Origin of the sequence: Haloarcula sp. R1-2 (assembly GCF_011627385.1) — an archaeon.
GTDB lineage: Archaea > Halobacteriota > Halobacteria > Halobacteriales > Haloarculaceae > Haloarcula > Haloarcula marismortui.
Map to the genome: position 1 here is coordinate 315,325 of NZ_JAANTG010000003.1, position 14,943 is coordinate 330,267.

A 14,943-nucleotide genomic window follows, 5' to 3' on the forward strand; every position below is an offset into this window, starting at 1 on the left:
TCGCAGTTTGGCTTATTCCTGTCTTTTAGCCATTCTACCTGCGTAATAATCGGCATCTGTAGTTTGGGTCCAGACCACGGCAGGGGTAAACGACGCCGAACCACAGCATACTCCGTCGCTGACAATATCTGGTCTCCCGGCAGCTGCAACAGTCGTTGGCGGTCGCTTGGTCGCAGATATCGCGCGATAGCAGGATTACACAGCGGCTCTAGCCTGCAAAGGTGACTGTTTCGGTGATGGACGGCTCGTCAGACCGGGCGGAGATGGTCAGACCGGGGCTCCCAGAGCGACCCGTCCATGCGTACGTCGTGTACGTCTGCCAGCGTGTCTTTGACTGTCTGTCCCTGTTTGCTCATCGCCGCGGCGAGGATACCCAGCGGGACACCGCTCTGGAAGTAGTCGTCCAGTTCACGGAGGACGTGGACGACGCCGCCCGAGGTGGGGGCCTGTGAGACAGCGCGGTGCTCCGCGGTGACCCACTCGATGTCTGTGTCCATAAGCTGCTGCCGGCGGCGGTAGAACTTAACGACCTCGTTAGCTGTGGTGGTTGCTACCCTGGCATCGGTCCTGACACACTGCGCGACGAACGGGGCATCGGCCCGCTGGCTCTGTCGTGTCATTGAGGTCAGGCCTCGTAGGCTTCCTGAGCGAGCCGATGCAGTCGGTGGACGGTGTGCTCGTTCGGTCCCAGTTGTGCCTGCGCGAGCGCGCCCGACTTGAGCCCCTCGTACTGGCGCTCGACGAGTTCGAAGTCCTCCTCCTGGAGTTGCCGGCTCGTCTGGACGAACTCCTGTTCGGCGTCAGTCATCTCCTCGTCGCTGAAGTAGTAGTCGGCGATGAGTTGGAAGCGACCTTCATCAATCGGGTCGATGATGTACGTGCCGTATCCGTCTGCCGTCCCATACATATTGACGGTAAAGTTCGGCCAGAAGTAGTAGAACTTGGCCTCGTGTTCGTCGTGAATCCGCATTTCGTCCTCAACATCTTCGTCGTGGGTGTAATGCAGAATCCAGTGATAGTCGTTGACTTCGAGTTCCGACTCCGCCAACTCGATGTCAGTTATCCAATCCTGATGGTTCGCGTGGCAGTGGTCACACTCGGAGTAATTGCCAGCGAATGTCTTCCAGTTGCACTCGACCTCGGAGACGTACCGCGCAGCGTGTTCATACTCACCAAGCGGCATGGCCTCGAGTTCTAATTTTAGCGTTCCCGCTTGCTCGGCCAGCGGCATTGGGTCCTGGGCGAAGTTGAGGAAGACGAACGGCCCGATTCGGTCGGTTTCGACTTCGCTGAGGCTGTTCTCACTGGCGTCCATGCCACAGACCTCATCGTCGCTCAGGTCCGGATTGAGCCCTGCTTCTTCGAAGCTCTGTGGCGTACTCTCGAGGTCACCGTCGAGGTCGTACGACCACATGTGGTACGGACAGCGGATTCGCCCCATGTTTTCAGGGTCGGTCATGGGCGTGTCCTCGACCATCTTCGAGCCCCGGTGGGCACAGACGTTGAAGAACGCCCGTATCTCGTCGTCGTGGCCACGGACGATGATGACTTGCCTGTCGCCAATGGTCCGGGTAAAGTACGCACCCGGCTCGGTAATCGCGTTCGCATGCCCGGCGTACACCCAGTAGCGACCGAATATCTTCTCCTTTTCCAGTTCGTGTATCTCCGAGCTTGTAAAGTATTTAGCTGGAAGTGCGTTCGTTTCGTCGGTTATATCGGAACTAACTGCTGCGATATCGTCATTTGACTGGTTCCACCTCGTCATACGTGTGGTTTTGGCCTCGTATACCACATCACCATTGACCACAGATAGTACACCCGTTTAAGCGGGCCTGGAAAGTTCTGACTCCTTTCGGAGACACGCGACACCCTCAGACCGCATCTGTTGAAAAAGTAGCTACCGGTACCACTCAGGAAACCAGCGGTTCCTCGCGGACGGTTGCATCGTACCGCTCGCCCTCGTAGAGGATTTCGACGCTGGTCCCGGGTTCGGCGTACTCGGGTGGCAGATACGTGTACGCGACGCAGGCCCCTTCGGTGTAGCCGTACTCGGCGCTGTGGAGATAGCCGATAGTCTCGTCGCCGTCGAGGACCGGCTTGTTGTCCAGCACGACGGCGTCCTCGTCGTCGAGCGTCAGGCACGCGACCTTGTGGTCGATGTTGTCGCCGTCGGCAGCCGCCGCGACCGCCTCCTTGCCGATGAAGTCGGTTTCGAGGTCGACGGCCCACCCGAGGCCGGCCTCGTACGGGTTGTGCTCCGTGTGGAGGTCCTTCCCCCAGAGGCGGAACCCCTTCTCGATTCGCAGCGAATTCAGCGCGCCGTTGCCGTACGGGCGGATGCCGTACTCCTCGCCGGCCTCCATGATGTGCTCCCAGAGGCGTTCGCCGTACTCCGAGGGCGTGTAGAACTCCCAGCCGAGCTCGCCCGCATAGGAGACGCGGAGCGCAGTCACGGGAATGTTCTTGACGAAGAACTGCTGGCTCGTGAAGAACGGGAAGGCGTCGTCGGAGAGGTCAACGTCGGTGACCTTCGAGAGGACTTTCCGAGCGTTCGGGCCAGTACAGACCATCGCCGCCAGGCTCGACGTGACATCGTTGACGACCACGTCGTCGGGGGACTGCTCGCGCACCCACGCAACGTGGTTGTTCCCGACTTCACGACCGGTGGTCAGCAGGAGGTAGCGGTCTTCGTCGGTTCGCGTGACCGTGATGTCCGCCCGGACCCCACCGCCTTCGTTGCACATCAGCGTGTATTTCACGTCGCCCACGTCGATGTCCATGTCGTTCGTACAGAGGTACTGGACGAACTCCCCGGCGTCGCTCCCGATGACCTCCATCTTGTTGAAAGAGGTCATGTCGTGGAGACCGACGTTGTTGCGAACGTTCAGCGCCTCAGCACCTTCGATTGGTGACCAGTACCTCGCTTCCCAGCCTTCGCGGTCGGGAATCCGGTCGCCGTACTCCGCCAGCAGGTCGGCATTGGAATCGAACCAGTGTGGTTCCTCCCAGCCGGCCTCGGCCCACAGTTCAGCGTCGTACTTCTTGTGGGTGTGGTACATCGGGGTTCGGCGGATGTCCCGCTGTGTCTCGGTCCAGACCCACTTGGGGTGCATGATGTTGTAGACGATGCGGTACTCCTCGCCGCCGATATCCCGGGCGAAGTCCCAGCTCCCCTCGTGCTCGTCAAAGCGGTTCACGTCACAATGGGCGAGGTCGATTGGGCCGGAGGGGAGCCGCGGGACGCCGTGTTCCATCCACTCGGCAAGCGCCTTGCCGGCACCGCCGGCGTGCGTGACCCAGATAGCCGCCGCCGTCCAGAGGCCGTCGTACTCCTGTACGGGACCCATCACGGGGAGTCCGTTCGGGGACTCCGCGAACATCCCGTTGTACTTGTGTTCGAGCTCCTTGCCGGCTGTCGCGGGGAGCAGTTCGTCGCTGGCCTGACGAGGCGCCTTGTCCGGCCGGTCCGGATGGGTCGCGTTGTTCATGTGATAGTCCGTGAACTCGTGGACCGACCCCTGCTCGCCGCCAGGGTCGTTCCCACCGAGGTCCTGCGGGTCGGGCACGATGGGGTCGTGATTGTACGAGCCGATACCGTAGGAATCCCCGTGGTTCCGGTAGTACATCGCGTTGTCTTGGTCACGGAGAATCGGCCGATCCGGACCGACAAGAAGCCGCTTTGCTTTCTCGCCGGAGACGTTCTCGTAGTTCTCGAACAGCGGGTGGTCGGTGATATCGACCGCGCTATCGGCCAGTTCATCGAGGGACTCCGTCATCGTGTACTGGTGTTCGACCGGCGTTACCGGCAGGTGCACATCAAGTTTCTCGCCGAGTTGGCGGGCCCAGATATTGGTCGCCACCACCACCTCGTTGCACTCGATACTGCCGTTCTCCGTGATGACAGCTTGTACCGAACCGTTCTCGGTCTCGACATCCTCGGTGCGCGTGTGTGGAACGAACTTCGCGCCCCTCTCCATCGCTTCTCTGGCAAGCGCGTCGCAGGCGACGACGCCGGAGACCTGCCCGTCTGTTGGGGAGTAGTAGCCGCCCTTGATCTGGTCGGCGTCGACCAGCGGGAGGTGCTCGGTGACCTCTTCGGGTGAGAGTAACTGCGGGTCCTCGAGGCCCCAGGCTTTCGCATACTCGACGCGGCGCTGGAGGAAGTCCATACGCTCCTCGCTGCGTGCGACTTCGATGCCACCTGTTTCGTTGTAGGCTTGGTGCCCGTCGGCCCCTTCGAGGTCCGAGTACAGCCGACGGCTGTAGTCCGCAAACTGGCTGAGAACCTTCGGTTCCGCGGTCTGAAACATGATTCCGGGGGCGTGCGTCGACGATCCACCCGTGGTCGGCATCGGCCCCTGATCGACTACGACAACGTCCTCGCGGCCGAGCTCTGTCAGCTGGTAGGCGACGTTGCAACCGACGATTCCAGCACCGACGATGACGGTGTCGGCTTGATCCGGCAGGCTATCGGTAGGCTCCATAACTCTGGGTAAAACGTGCTATGGCGTGGCAATATAGTTACCGCCTGACCCGCCGCTTTTGCAAATTGACATTGAAGCATCACGTAGTGTTTCAGAATAACAGGAGTACCATTGTTAATAAATTTGGGTCCCCTATGGTGGTTGTCAATTCTGTTCGAAGCCGTCTAATTGCTCTCAACTGCCCTATTGTATCATCAAGTTGTATGTTACCAGTCAGCTCTAATGACTTCCACACGATGCGTTCACACCATCGATGGCCCTGTATCAGGCAGTGCCTCTGTTTCGAAAGAGTATCACAGCACCGCTCCATGCAGCACAGCGGTGCTTCTGCTCCCAGCGTTTTTTATTTGCGCGACGCTAGACATTGATATGGATTACACGGCCGTCACGCACACGACGACTGACCGACGGCTCGGGCGGTTGCCGTCGGGTCGGGACGTGTCTGTGACTGTCCACCGATACGTCGGCGGCCCCGGACCGACGGTGTACATCCAGGCGGCGCAACACGGCATCGAACTCAACGGCCCAGCCGCGTTACGTCGACTGCACGACCGCCTGACTGACGCAGCCATCGCTGGGACGGTGCTTGTCGTCCCGGTGGTGAACCAGCTCGCATTCGACCACCGGTCATACATGACTCCCGGCGAGTACGACGTGATGAACCCGAATCTGAACCGCGTGTGGCCGGGCGACGAGTGTGGGAGCCTCCAGAAACAGTTTGCCGCTCGACTGTGGGAACTTGTCCAAGACGCCGACGCGGCGGTCGACCTCCACACCGGCACAGCAGATATGCTGGAACACGTCAGATGCCGGGCGGGCGACCCGGCCGCTGAGCGCCTCGCTGAAGCGTTCGGTACTTCTTACAGACTCACCGACAGGCCCGAAGACAACGGCGGCGACGGGTCCAGCGGGACGTTCCGTGCTGCGACTGCGGAAGCCGGGATTCCGGTTATCACTGCAGAACTGTCGAACAGTCGTCGGATAGCACAGGACGCGGTTGCGGCTGGTGTCGACGGGATACAGAATCTTCTGCGCGCGCGGGCAGTCCTTCCATCGGAGCCGGAACCACAGGCTGCGCAGACGGTACTCCGAAACGATGCGGAGCCAGTCACCGCATCGGAATCGGGCTTGTTTGAGTGTCGACCGGACATCGCCGTCGGCGACACCGTCGACGCCGGGGAGCGATTAGGGACTGTCTACGAGCCCGCCTCGTTCGAGAAACAACAGGTCGTCTCAGCGACAGAAAGAGGAGTGATATTCTCGCTTGCCAGGGAGTCTGTTGTCGTGAAAGGGGAGCGCCTTGCAGGCATCGCAATACCGCGATAACCAACACGAGTCCGAGGAATCGTTGACGGGCATAAATGCTTTAGGCGTGCGTTGCTGGCCGCAGTATTGTGGATGTTTATAAATGGGTTCGGTATTCCACACCTATCTCTACACCATAACGTGTCATAGTCTCTCAATGACATGGGACTTCACGCCGCTTTCACTGCGCTCGCGGAGGTCATCGATGCGTACGAATCCCGCGGCCGGTCAATCGAGACCGTCGAAGCATCACCGGCCGGCACCGGTGATGCAGTCCTCGATGTGACGGTAGCGATGCCGGTCTCGCTACGTTCCGGCGGCGGCGCTGATGCGGGCCTCACGCCGGAGACGGCGGGGCTGACCGAGAGCGGTGACCTCGAAGTCACGTTCTCACCGTCGGCTACTGAACTCCCGTCGACTGCCGGTGCTTCATTGTCGATAGCCAATGCCTCGGCGACAGTCACCGACGACGGCTTGCTCCTGACGGTACAGCTGACAATCGACGCGACGGCGGCGGGCGAGGCAGCCAGCGTCGACTGTAGACCGAAACAGGCTGACGCCGCCGATACAGCAACCGCCACCGCAGCACATTCGGCCGATACCAGCGAGGGTGACGATGCCTCGCTCGACGGGTCGGCTGTCTCGGATTCGGAGTCTGTCAGTGACGGAGACGACGGTTCACAGGAGGGCCTACAATCAGACGGCGCGTCTACGGCGGATACGCAGTCTGATAGCGAGACCGACTCCGAATCCGACCCATTCGCCGCCGTCCGAGACGACTCCGTGCCACCGTACGAGGACACCGACTACCTGCAAGCACTGTACGACGAGTGCGACAACTTCAGAGCCATCGCTGAGCAGATACAGATGGATGTCTCCTCTGAGACGGTCCGCCGATACATGATAGAAGCGGATATCCACGTCCCGAACACGTACAATACGTCCAGTGATGACGAGGAAGACCCGTCGGTTGAATCAGAGACTTCGGATGAGGACGCGGCCCAGTCTGGGGCTATGGATGAGGACGAGCAGATCAGCGTGACGGAGCCTGTCTCAGCCGAGTCGTCCGGTCCCGCCGGAGAATCGGTCGGAGAACTCCCTGACGAGCAACTGGTCACTGACGGGATTGGACTCCCGACTGATGTTAAACTGCAAGACGTTGCGGATGCAGTCGTCGATTCGGACACAGTGTACGAGGTGCAGCGATACCTGAGTCTCGACCGTGGCCAGACCCGGGACCTGCTGGAACAGCTTAATCTTCTAGATCTCGTCCTCTGCCGGCTCGCAGACGAACCGGACCATGCTGTCTCCTACGGGACTGTTGCCAGTCGAATCCGGCAGTGTGCCCCTCATAGCGCGTGATACAAAGAACTTCTTATAAATGGGTTCGATGCCCCACCCACAGAGAAAAGTACGGGTACGCCCTAGCTCTGCCAACTCATGGCCCTCGGAACACGCACGGTCTCAGACAGTCAGGGTGTCCGGACGCTGCTGACGAGCGCCCGATTCGAACTGATGCCGTTCGAGAGCTTCGACGAGGAGATTTCCCACCTCCCGGACAACGCGACTATCGCAATCACGACTTCGCCACAGCTCGGCATCGAGAAGACAGTCGAGAAGACGGCGGAAGCCGCCGAAATGGGGTACGATGTTGTGCCACACATCGCGGCCCGCTATGTGGAAGACAGAGAACAACTCGAATCGATAGCCGAGCGACTGGAACAGGCAGGTATCACGGACATCTTCGTCCCCGGTGGCGACCGTGAGGAACCGGCTGGTGAGTACGAGTCAGCGCTCGACATGCTTGAAGCGCTCGAAGAGACTGAGTACTCCTTTGAGGAAGTAGGAATTACAGGCTACCCCGAGGGCCACGACTTCATCGACGACGAAACGCTGGCGGAGTCGATGGCACAGAAGGCACCATACGCGACGTACATCGTTACACAACTCTGTTACGACCCGGACGCCGTGTTAGAGTGGGTCGAAGACATCCGTGCTCGCGGTATCGAACTCCCGGTCGAAGTGGGTATCCCGGGCGTCATGAACTACCAGCGACTGATGCAGATATCCCAGAAAGTCGGCGTCGGTGACTCGATAAAATTCCTCAGGAAGACCACGGGCATTCTCGGGTTCGTCAAGCAACTGGTCGGCTCCCGCGGGACCTACGAACCTGACGAACTCATCGACGGCCTCGCACCCTACGTCGAGGATGATGAGTACAACATCCGCGGCGTCCACATCTACACGTTCAATCAGACGCCCGACACCGAAAAGTGGCGGCACAAGCGTCTGGATAGTTAGTCGCCGGCTTCCGTAGCCGTCATCTCTCCGTCACTGCCGCCATCACCGCCGCCTTCATCTGACTGCTGGGCGCAGCCAGCCAGCGACACGACACCGGCTGTGCTTCCGACCCCAAGTCGTTTCAGAAGATCACGTCTGGTCTGTTCAGACATGTGCATTGGTATGTATGACCAATTCTCTTATGAATCTGTGTTGAGATGGAATATTGGCCTCACACTGGGTCGGGCGCACTGGTGATGCTCCGCCCCCGCTGCTAACCGAGGGGGAGTCCACTTCGGAGCCGCCGGATTTCACGAAAAGGAACTATGCGTTTCCTAACAACGTGTGCGAATAAAAAGAGGGACAGGCGGAGTGAGGGGTTAGTCGTCGCTTTCGGCCTCTTTCCGGGCGTTGAGCTTCGCCTGCTCACGAGCGCTCGGGTTGACAGACTCCTTGAACGGCACCTTCGCGGCGGTGGCGAACACCGGTTCGCCGGGTTCGTCGGCGTACTCGTCGGGGAGATGGACCTGGAACTCTAGGTCCAGCTCCTCGTCGTAGATCGCGTCGTTGAGCGGCGTGTCGGTGACTTCCTGAATCTTCTCAGCCGGGACAAAGCCCATGCCGATGTTGGTCTCTAGGTCCGGGTTCCACCACGGAGAAGTGAGGTAGCCGCATTCCTCGCCCGTGTCCGGGTCGGAGATGAGCCAGAAGTCGGGGGCGTAGTCACGGATTGGCTCGCCGGCGATCTTCAGTCCGATGAGCTTGTGCTCGAACGGGTAGTTGCCGTTCTCGATCTGTTCTTTTTGTTCTTCGAGAACCTCTTTGCCGATGTAGTCGGCTTCCTTGTCGTCAGGGACGTGGTAGCCGAGATTGACCTGGAACGGTGACGTCTCATGGTCGAGGTCCTGACCCCAGGACATGATGCCGGCGGCAATCCGGCGGTGGTGACCGGGTGCGATCTGACGACCGCCGTGGTCCTTGACAGACTCCATAACAGGGTCCCAGACGCGCTCGGCGTTTTCCATCGCGTCTTTGACGTAGACTTCGAAGCCCTTCTCGCCGGAGAACCCAGTCTGGCTGATCAGTACGTCGCAACCGTCGATCTCGGCCTCCATCAGACCGTAGTAGGGCACGTCTTTGACCTTGTCGCCGACGACGTCGACCATCACGTCAAGCGCCCTTGGGCCCTGAATCTGCATCGGCGCGACATCAATCTCGTCGATTTCGACATCAAAGTCGTTGTCGACGTTGACGCCCTGAAGCCACTGCATCAGTGTCGAGTCCGAGATAGAGAACCAGAACTCGTCTTCCTCGGGCCGGAGCAACACTGGGTCGTTCAGGACGCCGCCGTCCTCGTTACAGAGGATGACGTACTTCCCGTCCATCGCGTCCATGCCCGTCACGTCGCGAGTGACCACGTAGTTCGTCAGCGCCTCAGCGTCAGGCCCTTTGACACGAATCTGGCGCTCGACGGCGACGTCCCAGAGGGTGACGGTGTTGGTCAGTGCGTCGTACTCCTTCATCACGCCTCCGTCCTCGGGCTCGATAAGACCGCGCGGGTGATAGAGGCGGTTGTAGACGGTAGCCCGCCAGGCGCCCTCCTCGTTGAAGGACTTGTGGAAGAACGGGGACTTTCGAACGCGCGTCGACACCAACATCTCGATGTTGGGGTCACCAGTCTGGCGGAGGTTCCGTGGTACTGTCCGGTCTGGCTGGTCGACACTGGGATAGTTAGGATGTTCCTCGTTACCGGTCATGCCTCTGAAAGAACATGTGAAATGCTAATAAAAGATATTGTTACTTGCTTCTGGGGTTTATATACGGGGTGGATTTTGTGGGCCACAAAACGCTCGGAACCGTTGCCTAACAGCCCGTGAGCATGAATATTCTACCGGGAGCGTGGCTGTATTACTCAGGCGATACCGATGGCTGTAGTAGCCCGAACCGACCGGCACAGAACACGACCGAGCAGCCGCTGTGACTGTTCGGAAATGCGTCATGCTGAGTCACTGCTGGTTCGGGTGTACCTCACAATAGCGAACTCGCTGTGGGTCGTTCGTTCCATCTCTGTCCAGTTCGACCAGTCGACAGTCGGAAAGACAGTATCGCCGTCGAAAGCTGCTGCTAGTTCGGTCAGAATTAGCTCGTCAGCCTGTGGGAGAAACTGCTCGTACACCGTCGCTCCGCCGATGACATACGTCGTAGATGCGTCACTATCGGCTGCTTCGGCTACCGCCGCCGTCGTCGAGGTAACGGCCGTGACGCTGTCAGGAAGTTGGTGCGGCGTCGTGGTCAAAACAATGTTCAGTCGCTCCGGCAGCGGGCCATCAAGATCACGACGAATACTCTCGAAAGTTCGCCGCCCCATAATGACTGGATGACCGACAGTTGTCTCTTTGAAATGTGTCAGATCCTCGGGATACTGCCACGGAATGTCGCCGCCAGCACCGATCACTCCGTTTTCCGCGACGGCGGCGATCAGCGAGAGTTTCATACACATTTCTATGTTGGGCTGCTAGTAATAGTTCTATCCTAGCATGACTTCCTAACGGCAGTGCCACCCCGGACCGTGATAGCGTATCTCGCGCGCGACTTATGATGTTCAGCCATATAAAGTATCGTATGGATACGATTCACCTGTCGCCCGGTCCCGCCGCCGCTCAGGCGTTTCGTCTGGGGATCGTTGCGAGTGCTGTCGGTGGACTCGCCGGGATCGCGACACTGTATTGGCTAGACGTCCTGACTCCGGTCCTTGCTGGATACACACTCGTCCTTCTGTTCCCGGTGTATCTTGTCTTCGCTGCGACGGCGTTGAGCGTCTGGTTAGGCTATAACAAAGACGCGACAGCACTACGGCCAGTCTACCGTCAAAAAGATTCAAACGGACGATCCGAATAGGTCTTCGCAGTTAGGTGGGTCTACTATCTGTCCCGGTACATCTATTTTTGACATCTTTGGACACATACTATAGAATCTGGCCTCAAACATGGTTCGGTAGCACGGGAGCGGATTAAAATGGCCACGCTAATCGGAGCGCCCTCCAAGCACTCACCGATACCGGTTCCGTGAACTCACTCCTCTCTGTCAATTATCGTTGCCGCAATGAGGTTCCGCATCCCACGGCGGAGTCTACCGCTCATTGCTGTCGAGGACAGTCCAATTTCGTCGGCGACTTCGTTCAGAGAGATATCTCTTGGTTCTCCAAAATAGCCGTGTTCGTATGCAGTTATCAGCGCGGTCAGCTGTTCGTCGGTCAACCCGTACGACGATTCACCGCCGGTGTCCGTGTTTCCGTATATTTCGATGATATCGAGAGAAATGCCGTTCTCGTTTGCGTACTCCCAGATCGTATTGAGCGCCTCGCGGTCAGGGAGCAAGAGTCGGACGAGCCACCCGTTGCCCTTCGTCTCTGTATGGACCAGAAATCCGTTGACATCGGTAACGACAGTGCTGATAAGTTTCGTTTTCGGGGTGTGTTCGATGTAATATATTCCGGTCTGGTCGGTCCAGTCGACTAGTTCGTAGCTCTGGACTGTCGGATCGGCATCAAGCATCTCTTCGAGTCGGTCCCTGTCGCGATACTCGATGAGGAACGGAAACACAGTGGACCCCGGATCAGTATTCCCCTGTGTGATGACACGGATGGCTATGTCTTCGAGGTTCTGTAAGGTTGGAACCAGCGCGAGGCGTTCGTGTTCGATATGTATTTTCGTCGTTATTGACATTGTGTGGGAAGCGGACTGCTATCGAGTCGTCACAGATCAATACTGGCTCGACACTTGAACACAATCATCGGTGAGTTGCCGTGTATATGCTGGGACTCCACGTCAATGTTTACATACACAGATGCACACACGAGGGCAAAAATATAAAACTGGCTGTAATCCGAGGACCTGCATAGTGCTCGGAAGGGTTTGTTTTCACCGCTGAAAACAAATCTGGGATCTGCTTTGGAGTCGGAACAAACCTAAAACAATCCAAGGGCCATCTGTCACTCGTTCGGCATATTTGGCGAGAAGCACGCGTTCTGAGGGTAATCTATGCTAACAATCATTAAAATTACCCGTAATAAATACCCGTAATTATCCACCAACGGGCTTAGAATGCTATAGCAAGTATATAATATTGAAATGAGTAAATCACAAAAGAGAGCTACCGAGAACAGCAAGTTCTCGAACGACGATTTCTATCTGCCGGCCGTCGCCCTCCCACCGAACTTCGGTCGTATTGAGTCGGTTGTGTCCGACCTCTTCGATTTCCACGGTGTCGTGTTGATTCCCGACAGTTACAACAAGTAATACTTCGACCATCGTTTTGCAGTCCGTTCAAGAATGGACTAGCTGCGGCCGATTAGCCGACTAATTCGTCGACGACTGCTTCGACAGCCTCGACAGGAACATCGTACTCGTCGGCTATCGCCTGTGCCCGTGCTGCTGAGAGCGAGCCGTTTCCGGCCACGGCATGCTTGCTGGCTTCTTGAGGCTGTGACGGCGCTAGCGCCTCGTCGCTGATGGACAGATTGACGGCGTCCCATCGGGTGTAGTGACCCATCGCATCGAAGTACGCCTTTGTCGCCCGGCGTTCGTCGTCCCTGAACTCGGCAGTCAGGAGCCCTTCCTCGCCAATCAGTGGACCGGCTTTGACAATCCCCGCCGGGTTGACCAACATACTCCCGCCCGCGGCGACGTTGAATCCGAGTTCGTCCTCCGAAAATCCGTCCGGCACAGCCTCGCTCATGTACGCCGAGCACGCAGCGACGAACGACTGGGTTTCGAAGGCGTACTCACGCATCGCGGGATAGACATCACAGGAGTCTACAGCTTCGCTCGTCTCCGCTCGGGTTTTGTCTCCGGGATGACCGTGCTGTTCCCAGAAGCCGGGCCAGACAGCAGCGTGTATCTCCTCACCCATTGTAGTCAGCGCCGCCTTAGAGAGCGTCATGTGGTTCTCATAGCAGATGAGGCCGCCGAGTCGGCCGACATCCGTTTCGTAGGTGGCCAGACTTGACGGGTCGCCACGGCCCCAGATGGCACGCTCCTCGTGGGTTGGCATTAGCTTCCGGTGACGGCCCATCAGCTCCCCGGTATTGTCGAAGTAAAACAGCGAATTGTAGAGCGTCTCGCTCCCCTGCCGATCACTAATTTCGTTCGTCCCCAGCACAAGCGTGAGGTCGGCTTCCGCGACTGCCTCGCCGAGTATTTCGATAGCCTCGTCGTCAACGTGGAGACTGTTCTTCTGGAGGTCCACCATCAGATCAGTCCATCTGGAGATAGAAACACTACCCCGCCAGTATGGGTACCCCGGGAAGTACGTCTCCGGAAAGACGACAATGTCTGCACCGTCCCGACCCGCCTGCTCGATATACCGGCATGTCTTGTCCAGCGTTCCCTCCTTGTCGTGGTAGACGGGCTCTACCTGCGCGGCCGCAAGTGTGAATGATTTGGCTGGCATTCGTTTGCAATACACAGGCTACCGGCAAATCAGTTGAGCCGATCTCTCCGGGATGCGGTCGTAGAACTGTGTCGTGAGAAACGGGGTTGAGCGCGTCTTATCCTACTGGCGTCCAGGCTCCGGGGCCTGCCATGCAACAACGATACCAGCGATAGCGACCGCACCGGCCAGTAAAAACGCCGGTTCGAATCCAGCTCTGTTCACCACGGCGCCGCCGACAATCGGTGCAACAAACGCCCCCGCGAGGCCGATACTAGTCTGGAATGCGACTGCCGTTGCAGCGACGCGCGGGTCGACGAGTTCGCGGACGTACGTAAACGAGAGGCCAAGCGTCAGTTGGACCGCAAACCCGATCAGCAGGAGGACAGCAACAAGTAGTGCCAGCGAGCGAAACTGCGTAAACCCGAGGAGAAGCGGAGCGGCGAGACCGAACGACCACAGCACGACCGGTCGCCGTCTGCCATCAAAGACCCGGTCCGAAATGAGTCCGCCGCTGATTCGAGATACCACCCCAACAGCGGGGAATACAGCAACGACGAGCCCGCTCACGGCCAGAGAGAAGCCCAGACCCTGTGTGAGGTACGACGAGCCCCAGCTATTCACGAACAGGTACAGCGCGTAACCAAGGAAGCCGAGGACACCGACAAGCCAGACACTCGGGCTCCGGAGCACGGCCCCGAATTCTCGCAGGGACGGGGCATCGCCGCGGCTCCCACCGTGCCCGTGGCTCGCTGGCCAGAAGACGGCCAACCCCACGATTGCGGGGACAATGAAGGCCAGAAAGACAGCCGGCCAGCCGAACCGGTGGGCAATGAGCGGCCCCGTTCCCTGTCCGAGTGCAAAGCCGACCGGGCCGCTCGCAGTGAAGATGCCCACTGCTGTCGCGCGGTGAGAGCCATCGACGGCCCGGCTTACCATATCGATACCGGCGTTCCAGACGACGACATACGCGGCTCCCCCCAGTGCACGAGATGCAAGGATTGACTCGTACTGGCCACGCCGGCCGGCTCGCCATCCCCACACCCCGGCGATGACCAATATGCCCACCGCAAGGGCCATCGCGGTTCTTGAATCGGTCCGGTCCAGCACAGCACCGACAGGGAGGCTGACGACGACAGCGGTCCCGAACATGACCCCAACGACGAGACCGGCGGCTGTCGGCCCGACCTGCAGTGATTCCCGAATAAGCGGTGTAACGCTTGCAGGAACGATCTCGTAGGCAGCCAGTCCCATCGAGATGAGGCTTGTACCCGCTACGAGCCACCACGTCGAATTGGCTGTTCGGACAGGTGATTCAGCAGTGGTCTCGGAAATATCGGAATCAGTAGCCTGTGGTGTCATTCTGTCGGGCGAGGGCGTCCTGTCACTGCAGTGGGGTGGCTGGTGTCGAAACTAGAAGTACGAAGCGCAGTCAGTTCAAAAG

14 protein-coding genes are annotated in these 14,943 nt (G+C 58.7%); 5 read left to right on the forward strand and 9 right to left on the reverse strand.

Annotated elements, in window-relative coordinates; genetic code table 11:
- Positions 1-248: 248 nt before the first annotated feature.
- The 3 genes from G9C82_RS15550 to G9C82_RS15560 all read right to left on the reverse strand — a co-directional run bounded on the left by G9C82_RS15550 (position 249) and on the right by G9C82_RS15560 (position 4,484).
- Entirely contained in the window at positions 249-620 is a 372-nt protein-coding gene (locus tag G9C82_RS15550; RefSeq protein ID WP_127014610.1) for a hypothetical protein, read from the reverse strand.
- Positions 621-625: 5 nt separating this feature from the next.
- The gene (locus G9C82_RS15555; protein WP_127014611.1) at positions 626-1,765 is read right to left on the reverse strand and encodes an aromatic ring-hydroxylating dioxygenase subunit alpha; all 1,140 of its coding nucleotides are present in this window, start codon (positions 1,763-1,765) and stop codon (positions 626-628) included.
- A gap of 145 nt (positions 1,766-1,910) precedes the next feature.
- Positions 1,911-4,484: an FAD-dependent oxidoreductase gene (locus tag G9C82_RS15560; RefSeq protein WP_127014612.1), complete on the reverse strand. Its 2,574-nt coding sequence runs from the start codon at positions 4,482-4,484 to the stop codon at positions 1,911-1,913.
- A 369-nt stretch (positions 4,485-4,853) separates the two neighbouring features.
- Between G9C82_RS15560 and G9C82_RS15565 the strand changes: the two genes are divergently transcribed.
- From G9C82_RS15565 to G9C82_RS15575, 3 genes are all read left to right on the forward strand, one after another.
- Positions 4,854-5,810 carry a succinylglutamate desuccinylase/aspartoacylase family protein gene (locus G9C82_RS15565; protein ID WP_004965947.1) on the forward strand — a complete coding sequence of 319 codons (957 nt, stop codon included), beginning with the start codon at positions 4,854-4,856 and terminating at the stop codon, positions 5,808-5,810.
- A 141-nt stretch (positions 5,811-5,951) separates the two neighbouring features.
- Positions 5,952-7,151, forward strand: a complete 1,200-nt coding sequence (locus G9C82_RS15570; RefSeq protein WP_127014613.1) for a hypothetical protein — start codon at positions 5,952-5,954, stop codon at positions 7,149-7,151.
- 78 nt (positions 7,152-7,229) lie between these two features.
- On the forward strand, positions 7,230-8,090 hold the full coding sequence (locus tag G9C82_RS15575; RefSeq protein ID WP_127014614.1) for a methylenetetrahydrofolate reductase: 861 nt from the start codon (positions 7,230-7,232) through the stop codon (positions 8,088-8,090).
- Here G9C82_RS15575 and G9C82_RS15580 read toward each other — a convergent pair.
- The 3 genes from G9C82_RS15580 to G9C82_RS15590 all read right to left on the reverse strand — a co-directional run bounded on the left by G9C82_RS15580 (position 8,087) and on the right by G9C82_RS15590 (position 10,563).
- Positions 8,087-8,242: a twin-arginine translocation signal domain-containing protein gene (locus G9C82_RS15580; protein WP_004965951.1), complete on the reverse strand. Its 156-nt coding sequence runs from the start codon at positions 8,240-8,242 to the stop codon at positions 8,087-8,089. The two genes, G9C82_RS15575 and G9C82_RS15580, sit on opposite strands and share 4 nt — an antisense overlap.
- Positions 8,243-8,449: 207 nt before the next feature.
- The gene (locus G9C82_RS15585; protein WP_127014615.1) at positions 8,450-9,826 is read right to left on the reverse strand and encodes an aminomethyl transferase family protein; all 1,377 of its coding nucleotides are present in this window, start codon (positions 9,824-9,826) and stop codon (positions 8,450-8,452) included.
- 239 nt (positions 9,827-10,065) lie between these two features.
- Positions 10,066-10,563 carry a dihydrofolate reductase gene (locus G9C82_RS15590; protein ID WP_004965955.1) on the reverse strand — a complete coding sequence of 166 codons (498 nt, stop codon included), beginning with the start codon at positions 10,561-10,563 and terminating at the stop codon, positions 10,066-10,068.
- Between the two features lie 128 nt (positions 10,564-10,691).
- Here G9C82_RS15590 and G9C82_RS21045 point away from each other — a divergent pair, with 128 nt between their 5' ends.
- The gene (locus G9C82_RS21045) at positions 10,692-10,967 is read left to right on the forward strand and encodes a hypothetical protein (RefSeq protein ID WP_004965956.1); all 276 of its coding nucleotides are present in this window, start codon (positions 10,692-10,694) and stop codon (positions 10,965-10,967) included.
- A 173-nt stretch (positions 10,968-11,140) separates the two neighbouring features.
- Here G9C82_RS21045 and G9C82_RS15600 read toward each other — a convergent pair whose 3' ends face one another.
- Positions 11,141-11,794, reverse strand: coding sequence for a helix-turn-helix domain-containing protein (locus G9C82_RS15600; protein ID WP_007190544.1), 654 nt, complete (start codon positions 11,792-11,794; stop codon positions 11,141-11,143).
- Between the two features lie 405 nt (positions 11,795-12,199).
- On the opposite strand from G9C82_RS15600, the gene G9C82_RS15605 reads away from it, so the two are divergent.
- Positions 12,200-12,367 (forward strand): hypothetical protein, encoded by a 168-nt coding sequence (locus tag G9C82_RS15605; RefSeq protein ID WP_164734767.1) that lies wholly within the window; start codon positions 12,200-12,202, stop codon positions 12,365-12,367.
- Between the two features lie 52 nt (positions 12,368-12,419).
- Here the strand turns inward: G9C82_RS15605 and G9C82_RS15610 are convergent, their stop codons facing one another.
- Both G9C82_RS15610 and G9C82_RS15615 read right to left on the reverse strand, forming a co-directional pair.
- On the reverse strand, positions 12,420-13,520 hold the full coding sequence (locus G9C82_RS15610; protein WP_127014616.1) for a carbon-nitrogen hydrolase family protein: 1,101 nt from the start codon (positions 13,518-13,520) through the stop codon (positions 12,420-12,422).
- Between the two features lie 102 nt (positions 13,521-13,622).
- Positions 13,623-14,861: an MFS transporter gene (locus tag G9C82_RS15615; RefSeq protein WP_127014617.1), complete on the reverse strand. Its 1,239-nt coding sequence runs from the start codon at positions 14,859-14,861 to the stop codon at positions 13,623-13,625.
- Positions 14,862-14,943 lie beyond the last annotated feature (82 nt).